The organism is Amycolatopsis sp. BJA-103, from assembly GCF_002849735.1.
In the GTDB taxonomy this organism is placed as follows: domain Bacteria; phylum Actinomycetota; class Actinomycetes; order Mycobacteriales; family Pseudonocardiaceae; genus Amycolatopsis.
In genome coordinates, this window is record NZ_CP017780.1 from 7,268,598 (window position 1) to 7,291,191 (window position 22,594).

24 protein-coding genes, 1 tRNA gene and 1 pseudogene are annotated in these 22,594 nt (G+C 67.8%); 12 read left to right on the forward strand and 14 right to left on the reverse strand.

Going from position 1 to position 22,594, the window contains the following annotated elements:
- Positions 1 to 140 precede the first annotated feature (140 nt).
- The gene (locus tag BKN51_RS32335) at positions 141 to 1,475 is read left to right on the forward strand and encodes a BNR-4 repeat-containing protein (protein WP_101611223.1); all 1,335 of its coding nucleotides are present in this window, start codon (positions 141 to 143) and stop codon (positions 1,473 to 1,475) included.
- A 236-nt stretch (positions 1,476 to 1,711) separates the two neighbouring features.
- Here the strand turns inward: BKN51_RS32335 and BKN51_RS32340 are convergent, their stop codons facing one another.
- Complete coding sequence (locus tag BKN51_RS32340; RefSeq protein ID WP_174720478.1) at positions 1,712 to 2,158, reverse strand: limonene-1,2-epoxide hydrolase family protein; 447 nt, start codon at positions 2,156 to 2,158, stop codon at positions 1,712 to 1,714.
- Positions 2,159 to 2,251: 93 nt separating this feature from the next.
- Here BKN51_RS32340 and BKN51_RS32345 point away from each other — a divergent pair, with 93 nt between their 5' ends.
- Complete coding sequence (locus BKN51_RS32345) at positions 2,252 to 2,806, forward strand: DUF305 domain-containing protein (protein WP_101611224.1); 555 nt, start codon at positions 2,252 to 2,254, stop codon at positions 2,804 to 2,806.
- A 455-nt stretch (positions 2,807 to 3,261) separates the two neighbouring features.
- On the opposite strand, the gene BKN51_RS32350 is transcribed toward BKN51_RS32345, so the two are convergent.
- From BKN51_RS32350 to BKN51_RS32370, 5 genes are all read right to left on the reverse strand, one after another.
- The gene (locus BKN51_RS32350) at positions 3,262 to 4,179 is read right to left on the reverse strand and encodes a hypothetical protein (RefSeq protein WP_101611225.1); all 918 of its coding nucleotides are present in this window, start codon (positions 4,177 to 4,179) and stop codon (positions 3,262 to 3,264) included.
- 391 nt (positions 4,180 to 4,570) lie between these two features.
- Positions 4,571 to 4,661 (reverse strand) — tRNA-Ser (locus BKN51_RS32355).
- A 50-nt stretch (positions 4,662 to 4,711) separates the two neighbouring features.
- Complete coding sequence (locus BKN51_RS32360; protein WP_101611226.1) at positions 4,712 to 4,918, reverse strand: CsbD family protein; 207 nt, start codon at positions 4,916 to 4,918, stop codon at positions 4,712 to 4,714.
- An 84-nt stretch (positions 4,919 to 5,002) separates the two neighbouring features.
- Entirely contained in the window at positions 5,003 to 5,455 is a 453-nt protein-coding gene (locus BKN51_RS32365) for a nucleoside deaminase (RefSeq protein ID WP_101613588.1), read from the reverse strand.
- A 23-nt stretch (positions 5,456 to 5,478) separates the two neighbouring features.
- Positions 5,479 to 5,961 (reverse strand): tRNA adenosine deaminase-associated protein, encoded by a 483-nt coding sequence (locus BKN51_RS32370; protein ID WP_199192882.1) that lies wholly within the window; start codon positions 5,959 to 5,961, stop codon positions 5,479 to 5,481.
- Between the two features lie 76 nt (positions 5,962 to 6,037).
- On the opposite strand from BKN51_RS32370, the gene BKN51_RS32375 reads away from it, so the two are divergent.
- Both BKN51_RS32375 and BKN51_RS32380 read left to right on the forward strand, forming a co-directional pair.
- Entirely contained in the window at positions 6,038 to 7,267 is a 1,230-nt protein-coding gene (locus BKN51_RS32375; protein ID WP_101611228.1) for a M20 metallopeptidase family protein, read from the forward strand.
- Between the two features lie 33 nt (positions 7,268 to 7,300).
- Positions 7,301 to 7,771 carry a heme-degrading domain-containing protein gene (locus tag BKN51_RS32380; RefSeq protein ID WP_101611229.1) on the forward strand — a complete coding sequence of 157 codons (471 nt, stop codon included), beginning with the start codon at positions 7,301 to 7,303 and terminating at the stop codon, positions 7,769 to 7,771.
- Here the strand turns inward: BKN51_RS32380 and BKN51_RS32385 are convergent.
- Positions 7,768 to 8,166, reverse strand: coding sequence for a hypothetical protein (locus BKN51_RS32385; protein WP_101611230.1), 399 nt, complete (start codon positions 8,164 to 8,166; stop codon positions 7,768 to 7,770). The genes BKN51_RS32380 and BKN51_RS32385 overlap by 4 nt on opposite strands.
- A gap of 656 nt (positions 8,167 to 8,822) precedes the next feature.
- Here BKN51_RS32385 and BKN51_RS32390 point away from each other — a divergent pair.
- The 5 genes from BKN51_RS32390 to BKN51_RS32405 all read left to right on the forward strand — a co-directional run bounded on the left by BKN51_RS32390 (position 8,823) and on the right by BKN51_RS32405 (position 12,359).
- The gene (locus BKN51_RS32390; RefSeq protein WP_101611231.1) at positions 8,823 to 9,851 is read left to right on the forward strand and encodes a fatty acid desaturase family protein; all 1,029 of its coding nucleotides are present in this window, start codon (positions 8,823 to 8,825) and stop codon (positions 9,849 to 9,851) included.
- Positions 9,848 to 10,027 (forward strand): RGCVC family protein, encoded by a 180-nt coding sequence (locus BKN51_RS32395; RefSeq protein WP_101611232.1) that lies wholly within the window; start codon positions 9,848 to 9,850, stop codon positions 10,025 to 10,027. Before BKN51_RS32390 ends, BKN51_RS32395 begins: the two co-directional genes overlap by 4 nt.
- Before the next feature lie 9 nt (positions 10,028 to 10,036).
- Positions 10,037 to 10,195 carry a DUF6307 family protein gene (locus BKN51_RS43640; RefSeq protein ID WP_168214436.1) on the forward strand — a complete coding sequence of 53 codons (159 nt, stop codon included), beginning with the start codon at positions 10,037 to 10,039 and terminating at the stop codon, positions 10,193 to 10,195.
- Positions 10,196 to 10,352: 157 nt separating this feature from the next.
- The gene (lysA, locus tag BKN51_RS32400; RefSeq protein ID WP_101611233.1) at positions 10,353 to 11,696 is read left to right on the forward strand and encodes a diaminopimelate decarboxylase; all 1,344 of its coding nucleotides are present in this window, start codon (positions 10,353 to 10,355) and stop codon (positions 11,694 to 11,696) included.
- Between the two features lie 168 nt (positions 11,697 to 11,864).
- Positions 11,865 to 12,359, forward strand: coding sequence for an Lrp/AsnC family transcriptional regulator (locus BKN51_RS32405; RefSeq protein ID WP_101611234.1), 495 nt, complete (start codon positions 11,865 to 11,867; stop codon positions 12,357 to 12,359).
- Positions 12,360 to 12,437: 78 nt separating this feature from the next.
- On the opposite strand, the gene helR is transcribed toward BKN51_RS32405, so the two are convergent.
- Positions 12,438 to 14,642, reverse strand: a complete 2,205-nt coding sequence (gene helR, locus BKN51_RS32410; RefSeq protein ID WP_265737281.1) for an RNA polymerase recycling motor ATPase HelR — start codon at positions 14,640 to 14,642, stop codon at positions 12,438 to 12,440.
- Positions 14,643 to 14,829: 187 nt separating this feature from the next.
- Positions 14,830 to 16,644 (reverse strand): LamG-like jellyroll fold domain-containing protein, encoded by a 1,815-nt coding sequence (locus BKN51_RS32415; protein ID WP_101611236.1) that lies wholly within the window; start codon positions 16,642 to 16,644, stop codon positions 14,830 to 14,832.
- A gap of 77 nt (positions 16,645 to 16,721) precedes the next feature.
- Between BKN51_RS32415 and BKN51_RS32420 the strand changes: the two genes are divergently transcribed.
- On the forward strand, positions 16,722 to 17,267 hold the full coding sequence (locus BKN51_RS32420; protein ID WP_101611237.1) for a hypothetical protein: 546 nt from the start codon (positions 16,722 to 16,724) through the stop codon (positions 17,265 to 17,267).
- Here the strand turns inward: BKN51_RS32420 and BKN51_RS32425 are convergent, their stop codons facing one another.
- Together BKN51_RS32425 and BKN51_RS32430 are read right to left on the reverse strand one after the other, a co-directional pair.
- Positions 17,268 to 17,732 carry a DUF6328 family protein gene (locus BKN51_RS32425; RefSeq protein ID WP_101611238.1) on the reverse strand — a complete coding sequence of 155 codons (465 nt, stop codon included), beginning with the start codon at positions 17,730 to 17,732 and terminating at the stop codon, positions 17,268 to 17,270.
- Positions 17,677 to 18,639 carry a DMT family transporter gene (locus tag BKN51_RS32430; protein WP_101611239.1) on the reverse strand — a complete coding sequence of 321 codons (963 nt, stop codon included), beginning with the start codon at positions 18,637 to 18,639 and terminating at the stop codon, positions 17,677 to 17,679. Before BKN51_RS32430 ends, BKN51_RS32425 begins: the two co-directional genes overlap by 56 nt.
- A gap of 135 nt (positions 18,640 to 18,774) precedes the next feature.
- Here BKN51_RS32430 and BKN51_RS32435 point away from each other — a divergent pair, with 135 nt between their 5' ends.
- On the forward strand, positions 18,775 to 19,329 hold the full coding sequence (locus tag BKN51_RS32435) for a superoxide dismutase (RefSeq protein ID WP_101611240.1): 555 nt from the start codon (positions 18,775 to 18,777) through the stop codon (positions 19,327 to 19,329).
- Positions 19,330 to 19,338: 9 nt separating this feature from the next.
- On the opposite strand, the gene BKN51_RS32440 is transcribed toward BKN51_RS32435, so the two are convergent.
- A complete protein-coding gene (locus BKN51_RS32440; RefSeq protein ID WP_101611241.1) occupies positions 19,339 to 19,740 on the reverse strand; it encodes a TIGR03667 family PPOX class F420-dependent oxidoreductase in 402 nt (133 codons plus the stop codon).
- A gap of 44 nt (positions 19,741 to 19,784) precedes the next feature.
- Positions 19,785 to 21,767 (reverse strand): DUF2339 domain-containing protein, encoded by a 1,983-nt coding sequence (locus tag BKN51_RS32445; protein WP_101611242.1) that lies wholly within the window; start codon positions 21,765 to 21,767, stop codon positions 19,785 to 19,787.
- A 115-nt stretch (positions 21,768 to 21,882) separates the two neighbouring features.
- On the opposite strand from BKN51_RS32445, the gene BKN51_RS43645 reads away from it, so the two are divergent.
- Positions 21,883 to 22,281: a hypothetical protein gene (locus BKN51_RS43645; RefSeq protein WP_168214437.1), complete on the forward strand. Its 399-nt coding sequence runs from the start codon at positions 21,883 to 21,885 to the stop codon at positions 22,279 to 22,281.
- A gap of 28 nt (positions 22,282 to 22,309) precedes the next feature.
- On the opposite strand, the pseudogene BKN51_RS45020 reads toward BKN51_RS43645, so the two are convergent.
- Positions 22,310 to 22,431 (reverse strand): annotated as a pseudogene (locus BKN51_RS45020) (undecaprenyl diphosphate synthase family protein); the annotation flags it as partial.
- Between the last annotated feature and the right edge of the window lie 163 nt (positions 22,432 to 22,594).

Below are 22,594 nucleotides of genomic sequence, written 5' to 3' on the forward strand. Positions count from 1 at the left end.
ATGAGGAAGACGACGAGACAACGATTCGTGACCGCTGGGCCGGTCGCACTAACCCCTTCGTCGTTTTCAGGGCTGGTTTTGCCGTGTTCCCCCGTGAGAGGATCAAGATCCGCCGCCTGCCACACACAGGAGGCGCCTTCATGCGCAGACTTCTTTGCGCGCTCATCCCACTCCTCGCGGCAGGTCTCATGACCCCGCCCGCCCAGGCCACGAAGCCACCGGAGAAGGCGGCGTTCGAGGTGATGACCCCGGCGAGCACGGTCGCGTCCCGCACCGACCGGCGGCCGAACGCGGGCGGTGTGTACGACCCCGTCGCGCGCAAGACCTTCATCTCGTGGTCGGGCAAGGCCGCGGACACCCACGTCCAGGCCTACGACCACCGGACCGGCGGCTGGACCGCGCCGAAGAAGATCGCCGACGGCGAATCCGATCCGCACAACTACCCGACGATGCTGCTCGCCGGCGACGGCCACCTGCTGATCTTCCGCGGCATGCACAACACGCGCACCGTGATCAGCCGCGCGCCGCTCGCCCATTCCCTCGAGGGCACCTGGACCGACACCGAGGTGCCCCAGGGCGACTCGGCGAGCTACCCGATGCCGGTCAAGACCACCGACGGCACCTTGTTCCTGTTCTACCGCGAGACGACGAACGAGCTCGATCCCACCGCGAACACCGACTTCCGCCCGATGAAGTACATCGTGTCCCGCGACAACGGGAAGACGTGGAAGAACTCCGTGCAGCTGACCGGGAAGCAGTGGGCGTTCGGCTCGCTGGGCCGGGCCGACCACATGGACGAGATCTACGTCGGCCAGCTGCGGTACCTGCCGTCGTCCGGGCGGATCCAGTTCGTCTACACGCTCGCGGGCGGCGGGCCGACGCAGCACAAGCACGACGTCTACCACCGGAACGTCTACTACCTGTCGTTCGACGTCCGCACCCTGCGCTTCCACTCCGCGGCGGGCCGCGACCTCGGCACCCAGGTCGACGACGCCGAGCAGGAGCGGTACCTCAAGGTCGCCGAAACCCCGCTCGAACTCCCCGGCGGGCTCAAGTCGCCGGACTACATCCTGCAGGTCGGCACGCAGCGCGACGGGAAGCCGTTCGTCACCTGGTTCCAGTTCGACGCCGCGGGCTCGCCGCGCGATTTCGCGGGTGCGTGGAACGGCCGGGACTGGGAAGTGCGCGAAGTCGCGAACGGACTCCGATTGCGTGAGATCGAACAGCTCAATGGCGGCACTTGGCGCGTTTACGGAACCCGGGACGGACAGCCGGACATCGAAACGTTCTTGCTCGAGAACGGACGCGTCTGGAAGCCGGAAACCTTGATCACCACACCGAAACCGGTCCAGCGCGTCGAAGTGATCACCGGTTTCCGGGACCCCGCCCGCATTCTGGCGACCGGCGCGTCCAGCGCGCGTGACGTCGCCGTGGCCGACGGTGACATTTATGTCGCGGGAACGCCGCGCAAATAGCCCATTGGGGTTTCCCTGCCTTAAATGAACCTCAAGTCCGGGTACAACCCGGCAATTCCGGAGTTACCTTTGGCGTTGTGAGCGAGGGCACAATCCTCCCTCACAACGCCAGAGCTTTCAGACGCTCGCCGGGGAGGGCGAGCGGGGGGGGAACTGGGGGTGCACCGCCGGTGCACGGGACCCGTCTGGGGAGGACGGAGCCCGTACACCGGCGGTGTGTCGTTTCCGCCCGGCCTTCAGCGCCCGAGCTCCTGCCGCGCCCGGTACTTGCCGATGAGCGACTTCGCCCCGGCGACGGCGGCCTTGCCCGCGCCCTTCGCGCTCGCGGCCAGGAACGTCGTCCAGTCGAAGTAGTCGCGCCACAGCACGATCCGGCCGTCGCGCACTTCGAACGTGCCGCACACCCAGAACTCCGCCTCCCACGAACCGCGCCGGAGGACGTCGGTGCGCTCGGTGAGCACGATCGGGCCGTCGGCGGCGATGTGGTGGGTGCGCGCCTCGAACCCGCTGCCGTAGCGGGCCATGGTGCGCAGCTGCTTCTCCACCGCCGAGAGGCCACGGGCCGGGGGAAGCGGGACGTTCTGGTAGACGATGTCGATCGCCACGAAGCTCAGCGCGCGGTCGATGTCGAGCTCTTCGAGAGCCTGAAGGAAACCGGTCACCACGGTCTTCGGATCCGTCATGCCTACCGAGGCTAATCCGATTTTGAACCGCCGGAAGGTCACAGCCGTATCACAGAGCGGAGGGCCGGATTCCCCACGACTACGGAGGTATCGATGCGACGGCGACTGCCGATGGCACTGTTCGGGCTGGTCGTCTGGGTGCTCGCGGGCTGCTCGACGGCCACGGGCGCCGCACCGGCGGCACCGAACGCCCCTGGCGCCAACCAGGCCGACATCACCTTCTCCCAGCAGATGGTCCCGCATCACCAGCAGTCGATCCAGGTCGCGAACCTGGCCTCGGAACGGTCGGCTTCCGAGTACGTGAAGGCCACCGCGGCCAAGATCATCAAGGCCGAATCGGCCGAGGTCCAGACGATGACCGGCTGGCTGCAGTCGTGGAACGCGGCCGTACTGCCCGCGGCGGGCCACGCGGGACACTCGATGCCGGGGATGATCACCGCCGGGCAGGTCGCCTCGCTGCAGAACCTGACCGGCGCCGAGTTCGACAAGACGTGGCTCCCGCTGATGGCCGAACACCTGCGCAACGGCGTCACGATGGCCAAAACCGTGCTGTCGTCGGGCGAGCACGCCGAGACGAAGGCGCTGGCACAGGAGATCGTCGAGAACCAGACGGCGGCGATCGACGAGATCACCGCGCAGCTTCCTTGACCCCTGCGGAGACGCCTGGCTTGGATCAGCCCGGCATCGGCTTCGGGAACTAAACCCCAAAGTCGGCCGGGCCGATCTGCCAGAGCAGTAACCACCTGAGCCCGCGTGGCGATTTAGTCTTCAAACCGGCCCAGGAGGTTCCCGATGCTCGACGACGTGCGTCGACAGCTCGGCAGAGCCTCAGGCTTGATCGGCGGCACGCGAGCAGTTGCCACCTCGCGGCCGCGGTTACCGAGAATCACCTCCGGGGACACACCGTGTGGCCACAGTGGACAGTGGTTATCACGTGCGCTAGCGTCAGCGCGTGTCGCAGCTCCGGCTTCCCGCCTCGCGCCACATCCACAACCAAAGAAACTCCTTCACATCTCATCTGGACACGATGGTTCATTTGCCATTGGGAGCGTGAAGGCCAACACTAGGAGAAACGGGCTCATGGGAGGATCCGAGGGCGGCGACTAGTCGCGGTAGAGCAGCCCATGACTCATCTTCGCGGGCTGCTTTATGCTCAGCCTCATCCCATAGCGCGCATGCGTCGGCAGATGGGCGATATGCAAGGTGACCACCCTGCGCCCGTCGTCGTCTTTCTTTGACGTGATATACGATCCAGTCGATCGATCGTCCCGGAAGCCAATACTGTCATATGTGACATTAATATTTCTCGGAAATACCACGCGATACTTCACCCGGTCGATCTGCAGCACTTTTCCTGAGTAGAAATAGAATACATCAGGCTCGCCGTACAGTAACGGCTGACACTTTTTCGGCCAGACGCGGTTGATCTCCAAGCGGATTTCCGCACCCATCTCCACCGGCGTGTGAAGGTGAACAAGCATGACCATCTGCCGACTGGACGACCAAGACTTGGTCACAGTGCAGTACGGCCCCGCCTTGCCACTCTTCTTCATGATCCGCGCCTTGACGCGCACCTTGTCCCTGATCTTCTCCGGCTGCTCCCATTCGCTACCCGCATAGAATCGAATAAAGTGCGTCTCCTTTCGAAGCGCGACCGCCTTGATGGTCAGCTTCTCACGCACATCGCCGTTGCGCTGCACGAACACCGTTTGATTCCACTCGTTGACCAGCACCAGAGGCTCAGGCCGGTGATCAACGATGAACTTGCAGTAGATAGCCAACAGGTTTCGGTTCGTATTATTCTCTCGCTGCAGTCGCCTTCGATCTGCCAATACCAGAAGAACCCCGACCACAATGAGAAGTGCGACCACGATAAAGCCGCCCGCACGAATCATCTGACTGCCGAAAACGGTGCCGAGCAAGCCCGCAAACGCCATCAGTCCGACCAGACCGCCGAGGACAGCCGAAACTCCACGCTGCGAAATATAAGAATCAAGCCAGGCGACGAAGCTCCTGAGCATCCGTCTCGCCTCCCCTCGCGGCACCCAAACCAACGGGCGGCGGCTGGCGTGCAGCCCGGCCAGTCACATCGATCATCAGAGTAAGGGCAGGTCAGAAGTAGACAGCTAGTGCGACCGGGTGAAGTTTCAACCTGATTCGGCCGATTCTCGTAACACTTCGCGCCGCGTCCGATGCGTTATCCATTCGTGCCGACGGGGGTTGATGTCCCCTCTACACTGGAAACTTGCCCCTCTTGCCCAACGCAACGGTTCGGTCACAAGGGTGAGACATCTCGCTCATCGAGGTTTCAGGGACGCGTCCTCCGGACCCGAGGCTCTTGAGGCGTTCGTCGTCCCACATCACGAACGAACCCCTGGCCGGGATTACCCGGCCAGGGGTTCGTCGTACACCTGGCGGTGGCGGTGGGATTTGAACCCACGGACGGTTATTAGCCGTCACACGATTTCGAGTCGTGCTCCTTCGGCCGCTCGGACACGCCACCGCTAAGAACAATACCGGAGGCCTCACCGGACGACGCGAGGGGGTCGAAACCTACTTGTTGAACTTGTCCTTGAGGTCCTGCACGCCGCCTTCCGCGCGGTCGCGAAGATCGTGCCCGGTCTCCTTGACCTGACCTTCGGTCTGGTCGGCCCGGCCGGAGTTCTCGAGGTCCTGGTTGCCGGTCTTCTCGCCGAGCTTCTCCTTGGCGGCGCCGATGGCCTGCTCGGCCTTGTCCTTCGCCTTGTCGAAAACGCTCATGGCGGACGTTCCTCCTTCGACTGCGGCCACCGTTTGCGGCCGCGTGATCTTGGAGTACCCGGAGAGCCGGAACCGACACATCTGTCACCCGGTGCGGTTACCCCGGTGCCCGTGGAAGAAGTCTTCGAGCAGGGCCACGCACTCGGGCTCCAGCACGCCGCCGACGACCTCCGCGCGGTGGCTGAGCCGCCGGTCGCGGACGACGTCCCACAGCGACCCCACGGCCCCCGTCTTGGGCTCCCAGGCGCCGAAGACGAGCTTCGCGACCCGGGCCATCACGAGGGCGCCGGCGCACATCGTGCACGGCTCCAGCGTCACCGCGAGCGTGCAGCCCTCGAGCCGCCAGCCGTCACCGTAGATCTCGGACGCGGCCCGCAGCGCGAGGATCTCCGCGTGCGCCGTCGGGTCGCCCAGCTCTTCACGGGCGTTGCGCGCGGAGGCGAGCGGGGTCCCGTCCGGGGACAGGACGACGGCGCCGATCGGCACGTCGTCGCCCGCACCCCGCGCCGCCGCGATCGCCGCCTGGACGGCGGCGATGTCGGCGGCGGAGGCGGAGGGGCTCAGATCTCGTCCAGGATCTTGGTGAACTCGGCGGCGAATCCACACCGCTGCGCGACCATCTGGAGTTGTTCGTCGGGATAGAGGTCGACCTCGCCGACGATCACCTGGAGTTCGGCCCCCGGCAAGCCGAGATCGGACAGGATCTCCAGGTCGCCTTCGGGCCAGACCGCGTCGTCGTCCTCGTCCGGTGGATCGACTCTCAGCACGTCGAGGACGTCCGCGGCGATGTCGTAGTCGAGCGCCGCCGCGGCGTCGGACAGCAGCAGTGAGGGCCCTCTGGGACTCGGCCGGACGATCACGAAGAACTCGTCGTCGATCGCCAGCAGCCCGAAGGCGGCACCGGTGGAACGCAGTTTGCCGAGCTCCGTGATCGCAGCGTCGAGTTCGGCGAGTGCCCCTGGATCAAGAGAGCTGCACCGCCACCGACCGTCCTCCCGCACCACGGCCACCGCGAACCCCGTGATCGGCTCTTGCACCGCCATGCGCACACCGTATTCCGCCCGCATTCGGAACGCACGCACGGTGCACCCGAAGCGCCGCATGCGCCACTATCGAGACATGACCGGACCCACCGACCTGCCCACCCTCCCCGATGCGCGCTTCGCCGGTTTGCTGGCCGAAGCCCGCGCGCTCCAAGCGAAAACCGTAGAGCTCCGCCGGGAGATCCACCGGAATCCGGAGCTCGGCCTCCACCTGCCGAAGACCCAGGCCTCGATCAGGGCGGCCCTCGAGGGCCTGCCACTGGAGATCACCGAGGGCAAATCGACCACCTCGCTGACCGCCGTCCTTCGGGGCGGCAAGCCCGGTCCGGCGATCCTTCTGCGCGGCGACATGGACGCGCTACCGCTCCAGGAGGACACCGGCCTCGACTTCACCTCCGACGACGACGGCGTGATGCACGCCTGCGGGCACGACACCCACGTCGCGATGCTCGCGTCCGCGGCGCGCCTGCTCAGCGAGCATGCCGCCGAGCTGGCCGGCTCGGTGGTGTTCATGTTCCAGCCGGGCGAAGAGGGCCAGCACGGCGCGCGCCACATGATTCACGAGGGCGTGCTCGAAGCCGCGGGTGAACGCGTCGAAAAGGCCTTCGGCCTGCACATCTTCACCCAGGTCGAGTCCGGCATCGTGCAGACGCGACCGGGTCCGATCATGGCGTCGGCGAACAGCTTCCACGTGAAGGTCACCGGCCGGGGCGGCCACGGTTCGGCGCCGCATCAGGCGATCGACCCGGTGCCCGCGGCGGCGGCGATCGTCACCGCGCTGCAGACGATGGTGACCCGCAAGGTCAGCGTGTTCGAGCCCGCGGTGGTCTCGGTGACACGCATCGAGGCCGGGACGACGACGAACATCATCCCGGAGACGGCGTTCCTGGAGGGCACGATCCGGACGCTGTCCGAGCGGACGCTGGCGTTCGTGCGCGAGGAACTGCCGAAGGTGTGCGAGGCGATCGGTGCCGCGCACGGCGTCCGCGTGAGTGCCGAAGTCGTTCCCGGCTACCCGGTCACCGTCAACGATCCGCAGGTCGCGGGGCGGGTGCTGGAACTGGCGGCCGAGGTCCTCGGCGCCCGCAACGCCGAGGTCATGGAGAACCCGGTGATGGGCGCGGAGGACTTCTCGTATGTCCTGCAACGCGTTCCGGGCGCCTTCGCCTTCCTCGGCGCCTGCCCGCCCGATGCCGACCTGGCCACGGTCGAGGCGAACCACTCGAACCGCGTGGTCTTCGACGAGGACGCCATGGCCAACGGCGTCGCGATGTACGCCGCCTTCGCCCTGGACGCACTCCGGTAGCTATTACACAACAGTGTTGATTTAATGGGTGACATGAGCGATGACACCCTGGCCGTCCTGGCCGCGCAGGAGGAGCGCCTGGTCTTCAGCCGGTTCGACAACGAGACCGCACTGAAGCTGGGCATCCACCTGCTCACGGCGGCGCGGGACCGCGCCCTCCCGGTGACGGTCTCCGTCCGCCGCGGCGGACAGCGGCTGTTCCACGCGGCGTTGCCGGGCACCTCGGCCGACAACGACGCGTGGATCGACCGCAAGAGCCGCGTCGTCGACCGCTACGGGCACAGCTCGTTCCTCGTCGGCGAGCGGTTCCGCGCGAAGGGCACGACGTTCGAGGCCGACTCGCGCCTCGACCCGGACCTGTACGCCGCGCACGGCGGCGTCTTCCCGGTGATCGTCGACGGCGTGGGCCCCGTGGGCACGGTGGGCGTCTCGGGACTGCCTCAGGCCGACGACCACGCGTTCGTCGTCGAGCAACTGGAAGTCTTCCTCGCCGCACTGTCCTAAGTGGACGTCGCGCTCCGATCGAGCCGCAAGGTGAGGAAGGCGGCGTTGGGCGAGAGGGACACGCGGTCGACCCGATAGCCGCCGAACGTCTTCTGCCGCGGGTCGACCACGTCCATCGTGAACGACAGCCTCGGGCCCGTCGACGGTCGGGCGTAGGACATCGTCACGATCGCGCGTCCGGCGAACGCGCACATGGCGTCCGGCGCACACCGCTCGTCCAGCACCGCGAGATAGCCGAGACGGAGATCTTCCTTCGGGAACACGATCCAGCCGCCGAGGCGAACCGTGAACGAGTCGCCCAGCGCGGGCGGGCCACACGAGGTGTTCAGGAACAAGATCGCCGCGCCGAAGAGGAGCAGCTTCGCCGGAGTGCCCCAGAGCCACTGTCTTCGCATGCGAGGAAGACGGGCGGAACGGGCCGGCCGGTTGCACCCGAGACCGGGCGATCTCCGGACCTTCGTCCCACTCTTCAGGACACCCGACCCAGTCGCGCTCGACGGGCCGAGGGAAGCGTTGGCAAAGCTAGGTTTCCGCCGCCCGGACGTCCGCCCACCGACCGGCGGCGAATGCGGGAAGGGTCGAAAATGGCGCCTACACCGAAAAATTTATGACCGTGTGCGCGCCCGGCAAAAGCGGGCGCGCACACGGCGACAGGTCAGAGGTCGTGGCCATCGACGATCGCGGCTTGGCCCTTATGGGCGCCTCGGGGCGCGCGGTGGAGCGCGGCGGGCGGCTGCTCACCGGACAAAGCCGGCGGGACCATGAACGCGAGGGAAACGATGTCTGGCCGGTGCTCCTGTCTCCGGTCGAACCTCGCGACCGGACGGAACCGGGGGAAGTTTCCCTCGATGTCCTTGACTGTACGCCAGATCGTGCTGATTTGGTGAATTGCTTCCGCCCCGCTCGCATGGGACGCTTGGAGAAGACCACGGAGCGTCCGTGGCGTGTTGTGGTACCAGTGCCCTTCTCGGCCGAACCGGACCCCTTCGGTGTTCTGAACCCGTTGCTGGATTTGCCCACTTTCACGAGAACCAGAACGGTGTGATCTCCCATGACCTCCACACAGACGAGGCAGGGCAGCGACTTCGCCGAACTGTCCAAATTGGTCATCGACGCCGGCCTGCTCAAACGCAGGCGCGTGTACTACGCGGTGAAGATCTCCTTGAACCTCCTCGCTTTCGCGGGCGGCTGGGTCGCGTTCGCGCACTTGGGCGACTCGTGGTGGCAGCTGTTCCTCGCCGCGTTCTTCGCGATGATGTTCACGCAGCTGTCCTTCATCGGCCACGACGCGGGACACAAGCAGATCTTCCGCGGCCGCAAGGCGAACGACGTCACCGGATTCGTCCACGGCGGACTGACCGGGCTCAGCTACGGCTGGTGGATCGGCACGCACACCCGTCACCACGCCAACCCGAACCACGAGGACGAGGATCCGGACGTCAACCTCGCCGCGCTCATCTTCACCAAGGCGCAGGGCACCGAGCGGCGTGGTTTCCTGCGCTGGATGGCGAAATACCAGGCGTTCCTGTTCTTCCCGCTGCTGTTGCTGGAAGGCCTGAACCTGCACGCGTCGAGCGTGACCGCGATGTTCCAGCGCGGCTTCAAACGCCGGAAGCTCGAAGCGGCGCTGATGCTCGCCCACGTCGCCGCGTACCTGACAGCCGTGTTCGTGGTCCTCTCGCCCGGTGTCGGCTTCGTCTTCATCGCCGTGCACCAAGGCCTCTGGGGTGTGTACATGGGCTGCTCGTTCGCCCCGAACCACAAGGGCATGCCGACGCTGTCGGCCGGTCACAAGCTCGACTTCCTGCGCAAGCAGGTGCTCACCTCGCGCAACGTGCGCGGCGGGCCGGTGGTGGACTTCGCCCTCGGCGGGCTCAACTACCAGATCGAGCACCACCTGTTCCCGAGCATGGCGCGGCCGAACCTCAAGCACGCGCAGGTGATCGTGCGGGAGTTCTGCGAGAAGCACGGCATCGACTACGCGCAATGCGGCTGGGCCGCGTCCTACGGGTACGTCCTCAAACATCTGCACGAGGTCGGCGCCCCGTTGCGCGCCCCGGCGACGGCGGTCGCGCGATGACCGCCTCCCGCTCCCTCGGCGTCGTGGAGGAACCCGCCGCCGACGACCGCTGCCCGAACTGCCCGCATCCGATGTCCGCGCACGACGCGATCGCCCGGCGCTTCTGCACCGCGACCGCGGCCGGCGGCTTCAGCCGCGGTTGCACCTGCGCCACGAAACCCGAAACAACCGAATAGAGGATCGCCATGAACGCCGACACCGTCCCCGTCTCCCGCTACGAGATCCGGGTCGACACCGTGAAGAAGATCGTCAACGAGCACACCGAACTCGACAACGAGGCGGCGTTCTCACTGGCCGTGCACATGGTGCGGGCGCTCGACACCGTCCCGGAGCCGGTCCGCTGACACTGGCCTCCTGAACCACTGTGGCCGGGGTTACTCGCGCGTTAACAACGCGTCAGTGACACCCCGGAAGGCGTCAGGGAGGTGTTGGCGAAGCGGCCGGGCCGGGTCGATCGGAGTTGTGCTGACAGGGCACTGACCGATCGACGCGGAGGTAACCGTGACGCTCAGCGAGCTCCTTCCCAGCCTCGGCTGCGAGGCCGCCGACCATCTCGAACCCGGCGTCTGGCCCCGGAGCACCAAGCTCGGACCGGGCGGGGAACTGTTGTTCGCCGGTGCGCCGGTGTCCCACCTCGCCGCGAGGTTCGGGACACCGGCGTATCTGCTCGACGAGGACGAGGTCCGGCAGAACGCCCGCGCGTACCGCCGGGCCCTTCCCGACGCCGAGGTGGCGTACGCGAGCAAGGCGCTGTGCACTCGCGCGGTCCTGCGCTGGGTCGCCGAGGAAGGACTTTCACTCGACACCTGCTCGGCGGGCGAGATCGCCGTCGCGCGGTCGATCGGTTTCCCCGCCGAGCGGATCCTGCTGCACGGCAACGCGAAAACCCCCGAAGACCTCAAGGCCGCGCTGTCCTACGGCGTCCGCCGGATCGTGGTGGACTCGCTCGACGAGATCGAGCAGCTCGGAGCGCTCGCCACCGGCGCGCAGCAGGTGCTGATCCGCGTGACACCCGACGTCGCCGCCGGCACGCACGCGGCGATCACCACCGGCACCGAAGGGCAGAAGTTCGGCTTCTCACTGCGCGAAGAGGTCCGCGACAACCTCGGACGAGCCGTCTCCGCCGTCCTCGCGCAGCCGGGGCTCCGCCTGGCCGGGCTGCACTGCCACATCGGTTCGCAGGTGTCGCGTGTGGACTTCTACGAACAGGCCGCCCGCAAGATGATCGGGGTGCTCGCCGGGCTCCGCGAGACCCACGGCGTCACCCTGCGGGAACTGGACCTCGGCGGCGGGCACGCCGTCCGCTATCTGCCGGGGGACACCGGTTTCGACATCGACGGTTATGTCCGGCGTCTGCGTGTCGCACTCGCCTACGAATGCACGTCGCGCGCCTTCCCTCTGCCGAAACTGACGATCGAACCCGGCCGCGCGATCGTCGGCCAGGCGGGCATCACCGTGTACCGGGTCTGCGCGGTGAAACGCGGTTCGCGCACGTTCGTCGCCGTCGACGGCGGGATGAGCGACAACGCGCGGCCCGCGCTCTACGGGGCGGCGTACACCGCACGCCTGATCGGCAGGCGCAGCCGCGCGGCCAGGCGGCCGATGACGGTGGTCGGGCGGCACTGCGAATCGGGCGACATCCTCGCCGACGGGCTCTCACTGCCCGACGACGTCCACCCCGGCGACCTGCTGGCCGTCCCGTGCACCGGGGCATACCACCACTCGCTCGCCTCGAATTACAACCTCGTCGGCAGGCCGCCGGTCGTCGGCGTCTCGAACGGCGCCGCGACCCTGCTCGTCCGGCGCGAAACCGAGGAAGACCTGCTGAAACGCGACCTCGGCTGACAAGCCTTCCGAAAACCTCGGCGCCCTCCCTGTCGTGCGACAGAATCCTTCGCACGACGGCTCCGAGAAAGAGAATCGCGACAAACAACTTAACGGCGGTAGCATTCTGGACATTGATCGATACGCTGCGCGACAAGAATCGCATGCCGAAACAAAGGGAGGGACGGCATGGGTGACGAACCACGCGCGCAGATGGAGCAGCGCACACCTAGAGGTTTGGACAATACCGATCGCACTCTGATCGCTCTACTGCAAGTCGACGGGCGGGCCTCGTTCACAGCGCTGGCCAAGGCCGTCGGACTGTCGGAGGGCGCCGTACGGCAGCGCGTCCAACGGCTGCTGCGGGACGAGACGATGCAGATCGTCGCGGTCACGGATCCGGCGAATGTCGGGCTCGGCCGTCAGGCGATGGTCGGGATCAGAGTCCAAGGCGATCCGCGAGCTGTTTCCGATCAGCTCTCCGGGTTGCCGGACGTCCATTACGTCGTGCTCACGGCCGGAAGCTTCGATCTGCTCGCCGAGATCGCCTGCCGGGACGACGAACACCTCTTGAGTGTGCTGAACGACGACATCCGGCCCATCCCGGGTGTCGTCAGCACCGAGACCCTGATCTACCTGAAACTCGCAAAACAGACATACGCCTGGGGCAACCTGACCCGGTAGCCCGCGGCTCAGTGCAATGAAAGGCCCGTTACTTGCAAATTTTGCAAGTAACGGGCCTTTCATTGCACGCGCGGAAGGCTAGACGCAACGCAGATACGCGTCCGGAGTCCGCCGTCCGGATTCGAGACCGCGGAGGACCTTCGGCAGCGAACCGCTGTACAGCACCCCGAGCCGCTGCGTCGCCCGCGTCAGCGCGACGTACAGTTCCGCCTCGCCACTCGGGCCTTCCGCGAGGATCCGCTCCGGCTCCACCACCAGCACGGCGTCGTACTCCAGCCCCTTGGCCGCGGACGGCACGATCGCCCCCGGCACACCCGGCGGCCCGATGACCACGGACGTCCCCTCCCGCCCCGATTCCTCGCGGGTGAACTCCGCGACGGCGTCTTCGATGTCCACTTCGGACAGTCGACGGGCCCAGGGCCGAACGCCGCACGAGCGCACGGATTCCGGCGGAACGACGTCGGGCGCGAAACTCGCCAGCAGCGAAGCCGCCACCGCCATGATCTCCGACGGCGTCCGGTAGTTGACGGTCAGCTTCCGGTACAGCCAGCGGTCGGCGACGTACCGGGAGAGCATCGCGTCCCACGACCGCGCACCGGACGGCGACCGGCGCTGCGCGAGATCCCCGACCACGGTGAAAGACCGGCTGGGGCAACGCCGCATCAGAACCCGCCAGTCCATTTCGGACAGTTCTTGCGCCTCGTCGACGACCACGTGCCCGTAGGTCCATTCCCGGTCGGCGGCGGCGCGCTCGGCCAGATCCCGATCGTCGCGTTTCGCGAACCGCTCCGCCAGATCCTCGGCCTTCAGCACATCGGTCGGCCGGAGCGCGAACTCGTAGTCGTCGTGATCCTCTTCGACCTCGATGAGTTCCAGCACCCGCTCTGCGTACTCCTTCTGCGCCAGCTGCCGTCGCTCCTCCGCCCGCCGCTCGGCCGTGCGGTCCCAGCCGAGCAGTTCGACGGCCTCGTCCAGCAGGGGCACGTCGGACACCGTCCACGCGGCCGCGTCCTCGCGGAACAGCGCCGGATCGGCCCCTGCCGCCCGCAACCGCTCCGGCGAGGCGTAGAGGCCGGCTAGCAGCCGTTGCGGCGTCAGCACCGGCCACAGACGGTCGAGCACCGTGCCGAGCCCCACGCTGCCCTCCAGATCGCGCCGGGCGTTCTTCAGCATCTCCGGGCGGGTGTTCCCGTCGTCCACCGGCAGCCAGCCCGCCCCGATCCGATCGACCGCGCGGGCCGCGAGCGCGGTGATCACCTCGCGTTCGAAGACGGCCTTCGCCTCGTTGTGCAGCAGGCCGCTGTCCCTGGCCACCTCGCGCGCGGCCGCCGCGATCTCGGCGTCGAGCGGCACGGTGACGTCGTCGAGTTCGATCGGCTCCGGTTCGGAGGGCAGTTCCTGCCGGTCCCGCACCGCCGCCTCGAGCACGTCCAGGATCGCCAGCGAGCCCTTGAGCCGCTGCACCGGCGGCGGGTCCTCGCGTTCGGTGCGCAGGCCGGGGACAAGGCCTCCCGGCGTCGTGAAGACGGCACTGGTCTCGCCGAGCGACGGCAGGACTCGGCCGATGTGGTCGAGGAAGCCACTGCTCGGCCCGACGACGAGCACGCCGCGGCGTTCCATGCGCTCCCGCTTCGTGTAGAGCAGGTACGCCACGCGGTGCAGCGCCACCGCGGTCTTGCCGGTGCCGGGGCCGCCCTCCACCACGAGGACGCCCGCGTGGTCCAGCCGGATGATCTCGTCCTGCTCCGCCTGGATGGTCGCGACGATGTCCCGCATCCCCTCGCCGCGCGGCGCGTTGACCGCGGCCAGCAGCGCGACGTCACCCCGTTCCCCCGCCGGATCCGGACGCCCGAAGACCTCGTCGGTGAAATCGAGGACCTTACGCCCGAGGGTGCGGAACTGACGGCGTCGCGCCATTCCTTCGGGGGACGCGCCGGTCGCGCAGTAGAACGCGCGCGACGCCGGTGCCCGCCAATCCAGCACCAAAGGTTCGTAGTCGTTCCGTTCGTCGAAAAGGCCGACCCGGCCGACGTACGTCCGCCCTCCCGAAAGGGCGTCCAAACGGCCGAAACAAAGGCCCTCGTCGGCGACCTTCAGCCTGGCCATCTCGCGGGCTTTCGTGCTGACGGAGACTTCCCGGTCGGACAGCACGAAGCCTTCTCCCCGCAGGGCACCGGCATACGCTTCGCCCACCCGCGTACGTTCGGTGTCCAGCCGCTCGTAGAGCGACGCGATGTACTCCCGTTCGGATCGCAATTCCTCGTCGTACCCCTGATTTGACAAGTTCCCCTCACAGCGTTTAGACTACTCAGGTATTCGGCGTTCAGATCAGTATTTCTGATCAGGCGCCGATTTTTTATTGTCCACCACCTGTCAAGAGGGACCCGGTATCACTCCGGAAATGATCGTGCGCGATAATGGGAACCACAGCCCGCCATTACCGCGCACGATCCGCGTTGCCTCGAACCACTCAGCCGAGCATGAACTCGCGGGGTTCCAGCGCCCGCCCCACCACGCGGACGTCGCCCAGCCAGCCGTGGAACGCCTGCTCGACGATCGAGTCGTAGGCGTAGGCGCCGATCAGCCAGGAGCCGCCGGGATTCGCGATCCCCGCCGCCGTCGTCTTCGGATTCCGCAACACCGGACACCCGTCGACGTAAAGCGTCGTCCGCCTGCCGTCGTTGACGGCGGCGACGTGGATCCATTCCTTCAACGCCAGTTCGTGGCCCCAGCAGGTGGAGATCCCGTTCTGGTTCACCGGGAACACCGCCCACTGGAACGCCGCACCGTCCGAAAGGGACAGTGTGGCCGCGGGCTCGCCGGGATCGTCGCCGGTCTTCCCCGCCTTCCCGCCGGAACCCTGCCTGCCGAAGATCGCGGCCCACGCGTGGCCGCCGTCCTTGAAGTCCTCGGGCAGCTTCACGAACGCTTCGACGGTGTAGCCGCGCGCGAACGCCTCCGCGTTCATCGGCGCGGAGTCCGCCGTGCGCAGATACGCCCCGCGAGCCGGTTTCTTGCCGCCGTCGAACCGGAGGCTCGACCTCGACGGCTGCCGCCCGGAGAACTCGCCGGAGAACCGCAGCGCGCTCGCGGCACTGCCGGGCAGAGTCACCCGGACCAGGTCGTTGCCCCTGCCGGACAGGTCGCGGACGCTGTCGACCGGTGCGCCGTCACGGCCTTCGAACCGCCAGTACGCCACGGTCCCGCGGATCAGTTGCCGTTCGGCGGGCCGCGCGGGCGGGACCGGGACCGGCGCGAAACCGGCGAACCTCGTGTCGAAATCGACCTCCAGACTGAAGTAGTCCGCCGGGCCGGTGCGTTCGATTTCCTGCCGCTGCAACTCGTTCAGCCGCGGCGCCTGGTCGGCGAGCCACGGCGAGACCGTGCGGACGTCGATCACGTTCCGCGTGAGGTCGAACCGGTAGAGCCGGATCATCGCGCTGCCGCCGTAGTAGCGGTCCTGGTAGTTGGTGATGTGCAGATGGACGTCGTTGCCCGCCTTGTTGCGCTTCACCGCGCGGCCCGGCGGCCAGTAGTGCCCGTTGAGCGTCAGGAAGATCTGGTCGTTCCCGTCGATCAGCTCGTCCCAGACCTTCTGCCCGAACTCGGAAAGCTGAGCCTGACCCGCCTCGTCGGCCCATACCAATTCATGGATGGTCAGGATCGCCGGAAGCCGCGGATTCCGCGCGAGCACCGACCGCGCCCACTCCAGCCCGCCCGCCGACGGCCGCCAGTCGAGCGCGAGCAGCAGCCACTCGCGCCCGCCGGCCCGGAAGACGTGGTGGCTGTTGTAGCCGTCCGGGCTCGCGCCGCGGAAGGTCCGTGAACCGCGTTGCCGCTGCGGGCCGAACGCGTCGAGGTACGGCGTGCGGCCGCGCTGGTCGTCGGTCGAGGACTTGATGTCGTGGTTGCCCGCGAGCGTGCTGTACGGGAACCGGCGGCGGTCGAGATGCTGGAAAGACCGGCTGATCTGGTCGAACTCGCCCTGCTGCCCGTTCTCGGTGAGGTCGCCGAGATGCGCCAGGAACACGATGTTCTCGTCGCCGCCGGTGACGTGGCGCAGCGTGGCGTCCAGTGGCGCGGGGTCACCGCGGTCGGCGTCGAAGAGGTACTGGGTGTCGGGCAGGACCGCGAGGGTGAAGCAAGCGTCTTCGGCGTCCGGGCCGTGATGGCCGAAGGACGCGGAGGCCGCCGGGGCACCGAGCGCGGGCAACGCGGACACCGCCGCACCGGCGCCGAGCAGGCCCGCGCCGCGCAGGAAGGTCCGTCTGGAGGAGTCGTTCACGGCCGCAACCTACGCATCCGTGGGCAACGCGTCTCGAACCGCGGATGAACACTTGCTCCGCTCGGTAGCTTCGTCTCATGGGGAACGTCAAACGCTGGCCCGTACTCGCCGGGGTCGGTGTGGTGGTGGCCGCGGCGACCTGGTGGATCGTGGACGAGATGCCCGCGGTGGACGACGCCGTCGCCCGGGAGGCGCTGCCGCCGATCGACGAGCATCTGCGCGCGAAGCTCTGGGCGGGGACGCTCGCGGCCACCGGCTTCCCGGATGTCCGCTGGGTGTGCACGCAGAAGGTGATCGAGACCCGGCCGGACGGGGAGCGCGTCAAGATCGGCCTGGTCGCGAGCTGCGACGAGGTCACGAAAGAAGGCGGCGGGCTCGTCGTCGGCAGCGGATTCCGACGGCAGCCGATGGTCTATCTCGTCGAGCGCACACCGTCCGGGTACCGCGTGCTCGACCGGAAACTCGCGGAGGACGGGGCGGGCTACTCGCCTTCGGTCAAGGCGATGTTCTCGTGGATCGGCGCGCGCCGGGTGATCCACGGCGCGAGCCCGGACGACCCGAAGACGGTGTCGGCCGCCGCGTTCGGCCTGCCGGACGACACCCCGGTCCGCGCGCGGAGCTGATCAGTCGCCGTTCCGGTCGATCAGCTTCGGCACGACGAACCACAGGACGACGAACAGCACCGCCGTCACCACGCCGAGGATCGTCATCGCGATCGGTCCGAAGACGACCTTGGCGATGAGCGCGACGGTCGTGGTGATCGCGGCCGCGAGGCAGCCGAGCCCGACCAGGACGGACCGGTTGCCGAAGGTGAGGATCCGCTCACGGTTCCCGGTCCGGAACAGCAGCCGGTGCCACGCGGCCGGCGCCGTCAGCAACACTGTCGAGCACACCGTGAGCAGGACGGCCACCAGGTGAACGGACTTCTCGAATCCGCTCGCCTCGTGGAACTCGTCGGTGAACACCACCGTGAGCAGGAACCCGAAGAGGATCTGGACACCGGCCTGAGCGACCCGGAGCTCCTGCAGGAGTTCACTGACGTTGCGGGTCAGGCGCTCGTTCTTCGTCTCTTCGGTGTGCTCGACCATGCGGCGGCTCCAAGACCATCGGTTGACGCCTGACTTTTTCGTGCCAGCCGAGCGAAGTCACCGATACGACCACGACGGCGAGGCCGAACCACTGCGTACCGGACAAATGCGCGTTCAGGAACGATACGCCGATAACGGCCGCGGTGACAGGGAAAGCCAGCTCCGCCAACGTCGCCCTGGCGGCGGGAGTCGACCGCAGGCCCACGTAGTACAGGCTCAGCGCCAGCAGACCGGGAACCAGCGCGAGCAGGACGAGGCCGAGCGCGTTGTCCCAGCCGACCGCGAACCCGCCGCCCTGGACCGCCACGATCCCCGCCGCGACCGGGAGCCCGACGGTGAAGCGAAGTGTGGTGACCTCCTTCGGCGCCAGCTCGGTGGAGAGCATCCTGCCGAGCACCGTTCCCGCCGCCCACAACGCCGCCGCGCCGATCGCCAGCAGCGCCGCCTTCGCGGCGGCGACCTGGATGTTCAGCGGATCCTTGAACGCCAGCAGCCACGCACCCAGCAGCGCCGGGATCGCGAAGAAGGCGTATCCGGGGCGGACCCGCTCGCGGAGGACGAAATACGCCGCCAGAACGGCGAACACCGGCTGAAGCTTCTGCAGCACCAACGGCGTCACGGGGTCGCCCAGTTTGAAGGCCGCGGTGAACATCGCCGTCGCGAGCGCGGAAGAACCGCCGCCGATGGCGAGCACGGCCAGCCACTCCCGCGGTCCGACCCGGCGCAGCGCGCGGAAGGCGCCCGGGATGAGAGGGCTCAACACGAGCACCACCAGCAAGTGCTCCCAGAAGACGACGGTGGCCGCGGGGAGCGCTTCGGCGAGCGGAAGCCGCAGAAGTCCGTCTGTGCCCCAAAGTGCGGCCGCGACCGCGACCAGCCAAGTGCGATCCGGAGGACTAGTACTCACTTACCCTTCCATCCATGCCCCCGCCGCCGCCCTCAACGGACGCTGGCGCGCGCACTGTGCTCATAGTTTGAGAATGATCGCCCGACCGAGTGACCGCTCTGGCGTGCCCGATGTCTTGCGGACTAAGCAGGGCGCATGCGCCCTGTCCCCTTAGTCACCCTTGTCCTGTCCGCCGCCGCCTTGGCCTTCACCTCCGGCGCCGGGCCCGCCACCGCCGCCGCCCCCGGTTCCCGGGTGCACGTCATCACCGCCAAGAGCGGCCTCACGGTCTACAAACCGGACTTGGTCCCGCCCGGTGCCCGCGCGCACGTCTTCGGGTTGACCTCGAAGGCTTACGGCACCTCGACCGCGGTCCTCGTGACCGGCCTGCTGCCCAACCGGGAATACGGCGCGCACGCGCACACGAAACCGTGCGGTGCCACCGGAGACCTCGCGGGCCCGCACCACCAGAACGTCGAAGACCCGGTGAAGCCGTCGGTGGATCCCGCCTATGCCAACCCCCGCAACGAGATCTGGCTCGACCTCACCACCGACGCCGCCGGCCGCGGCGCCTCCGTGTCCAAAGTGGACTGGACTTTCGACGCCCGGCGGGCCAAGTCGATCGTGATCCACGAAACGCATACGCACACCGACCCGGGTCACGCCGGGACGGCGGGCGCACGGCTGGCGTGCGTGACGGTCGACTTCTAGCCGTGTTTTCTAAAACCCCCAGGTGCGCTCCGGCCGGATCCTGATCCGGACGTTGTACTCCCTGTCGAACTTCGGGGTGTCGTAGTCGAGCGCGGGGTAGTGCTTCTCGTACTTGCCGAGGAAGCCAGGCTGCTCCGACGCGACACCGTCCGGCAGGATCTCGGCCTTGCCGCCGATCACCAGGATCGAGCCGCCGTGCTCGTCGCTGTTGAAGTGGAGGCTGACCTCGGGGTTGGCTTCGATGTGCCGGGTCTTCGCCGTGTCCGGCCGGCTGAAGATGACGATGTCTTCACCGTCGAGCACGAACCACACCGGGCGAGGCGAAGGCCTGCCCTTCGGGCTGATGGTGGTCAGCCAGGCGACGCTCTCCTTCGCCCGCTCGGCGAGGCGCGGGTCGGGTTGGTAGGTCATGAACCGACCAACCACGACCCGCCGGTATTTCTTCCGTGTCCGCCTCAGCGAGACGCGACGAGTTTGGCGTAGCGCGTCCCGGCGCCGAGCAGCACCAGACCGGCGAGAAGGAAGGCCGCGACCCTGGCGAGGCCGTCGAGCGCGGAGAGGTCGAACAGGACCAGCTTCAGCACCGCCGCGCCGACCAGCACCAGACCGGTCACCCGCAGGCCGACCACCGAGATGCCGCGGATGAGCAGCACGAGCGCGGCGACCGTCCAGGACACCGTGATCACCACGTGGCCGACAAGGAAACCCGAGCGGCCGGGGACGGCCAGCAGCGCGCCGCACAGGACCATCGCGCCGGCGCCGTAGAGCGCGCAGACACCGGCGAAGAGCCACGGCACCACGTTCTCCGACGCGGTCTTGAACAGCCCGAGCCGGTGCGCGACCCACGGAAGCGTGATCGAGACGGCCACGATCGCGACGGCGACCAGCAGGGCGGCGGCGAGGTCGGCGTCAGGCCGGTTCCTGATCAAGAAGAAGAGCGTCGGCGGAACGTCGAAGGCGAGCGCGATGAACCCGCCGATGACGGCGAAGCCCAGCCCGCCGAAGAGCGCGACGTGCTTCTTCGTCCACAACGCGACCAGGGCCAGCAAGACCCCTTCGCCGATCAGGATCGCCGAACGGGCGCTGCCGTCGAAGAGCGTCATCGTCGTCTGCAAGGCCGCGAGGAGCCCCGCGGCGCCCGCGAGGTCGCCGGTCCAGCCGTTGAGCCACTGGCCCGCCGCCCACACGCCCAGCAGCACCAGCGCGACCGACGCGGTGACGAGCACGGCCGACGTCTTCGGCAGGAACAGCGCGGCGAGCAACGACGGCGCCGGTGCGACGGCGAGCAGGGCGAGCGCGGCGGCGTCACCGGGACGCTTGGTGGTGACGATCAGGGCGAGCGTGAGTCCGACGGCACCCGCGGCCAGCGCGGCGGCGGTGTTGGCGACGCTGCCGCCGAAGCCGGTGAACGCCGTGCTGAAGATCGACGCGACCAGCGGCGGGATCCCGGCGGCGACCGCGACCGACGGCCACGACTGGCGCAGCTGCACCGGCGTCGAGGCGACCTGGACCACCAGCAGGAACGCGACCAGTTCGGGGGTGAAACCCTGCGTGATCAACGGCGCGCAGACCACACAGCCGAGCACGACGGCCGTCGCGAGCAGCGACGACTTCCACCGCACGGCCAGCAGCAACCCGCCCACCGCGATCAGGAGCCCGATCGCGAGACCGGCGTAGGCCGGGAGGTACTCGTACATCGTCGTCGCGGCGATGGCGTCGAGGTACAACGCCCCGATCCCGGTCGCGGCGAGCGCGAACGCGCCGGTGCGGCCCGCCGGGGTGCGGTGCAGCTTCAGGCCGATCCCGACCAGCGTGAGGCCGAGGACGGCGCCCCCGATCACCCGCGGCAGCGGTCCGAACCAGCCGCGCTGGATGGCGAGCACGAGGAACAGCACGATGCCGAGCAACGTGACCGCGCCGCCGACCCAGGCCAGCAGCCTGCTGCCGGCGCCCTCCTTGCTCAGCTTCTCGGACAGCGTGGTCCTCGGGACCGGCTGATACGGGCGGTACGGGGGCTGCGGGTACTGCTGGCGGTTCTGCTGCTGCTGCTGCCACTGCGCGTACTGGGCCTGCTGGTACTGGGCCTGGTACTGAGGGTGCTGCGGGTGCGTGAAGTACCGCGGGTACGGCTGCTGCGGGATCTGGGGCTGAGGCTGCTGGTGCGGCTGGGCCTGGAGGGGCGGCACCTGCGGTTGGGCTTGTTGCGGCTGCGCGGGCGGCGTCGGGGCCTGCTGCGCCTGCGGTGGCGTTTGCGGCTCGGCGGGCTGCTCGGCCTGCTCCTTGGGCGCCTGCTCAGGCGCCTCTTCGTGCGTCGGTTCCGCTTCGGACCGGGCGGTCCGCAGCTCCGTACCGACCCGCGCGAGGCGGGCCCCAAGGTCGTCGATCTCCCCGGCGAGCCTGAGGAGCACATCCCCATCGGTGGTCATGGCGAACAGCATGCGGCTTCAGGGCCGCCGCGGGATCCGTAGCACTACTCAATCGTGATGACGATGTGGTCGCGACCTGCAAGATCATCGGTCGCCGGCCACCCGGCGGTTTCTCCATACTGGTCTGATGAACCCGGGTGACACGCTGTTCAGCTCGTCTCGCCATTTCCAGCTGTGGAGCTACGGCGCGGGACACTCGGAGCTGATACTCCGGTCGAGATTCCCGCCGGACGAGACCCCGGTCGAGCTCTACTTCGAAGCCGTCCGATCGGTGCACTTCGACAGACTCGACTTTCCCGAGCTGACGGTCTACCGAGCCGAAGACGAGGTTCTCCAGAGCGAGCGGTACAGATTCCCCTACCTGCGGATCGAACTGAGGTCGCCGGACCACACGGGCGTGGTCGTCGCCAGCAGTTTGACCTACATCGACGGGACCCGCGTCAAGGGGACGAGGGCGTGGTCCGTTGGTCGCCCCGCTTGGTGGACCGAAGTGGCCGACCTGACGACAGGCGTTACGAAGGGGTGAGCTCTTGGCCGCGTAGACGCGGAGCGCCTGCCTGCCAGAGGAGGAACCGGAAAGACGGACTTCGCCGCTGGTCCGGATGATCAGGTCCAGCTCCGGACTACCCGCTGTGTAGAGGTGGGAGGAAAGTGAGTCCACGGAAACGGCTTCCGCGCTACCGAATTCGGTTACCGTCGACGTGTCACCGGAGCGGTTTCCCGGTGACCAAGAGTGCGATGCCGTGGGCATCACACGAGCCGCGAGGCCAGGTGCACCCGGGGAATACCGGGACCCTGGCCTTACGCACGTCACAGGAACTCGGGTCTTGTTCGCGCGG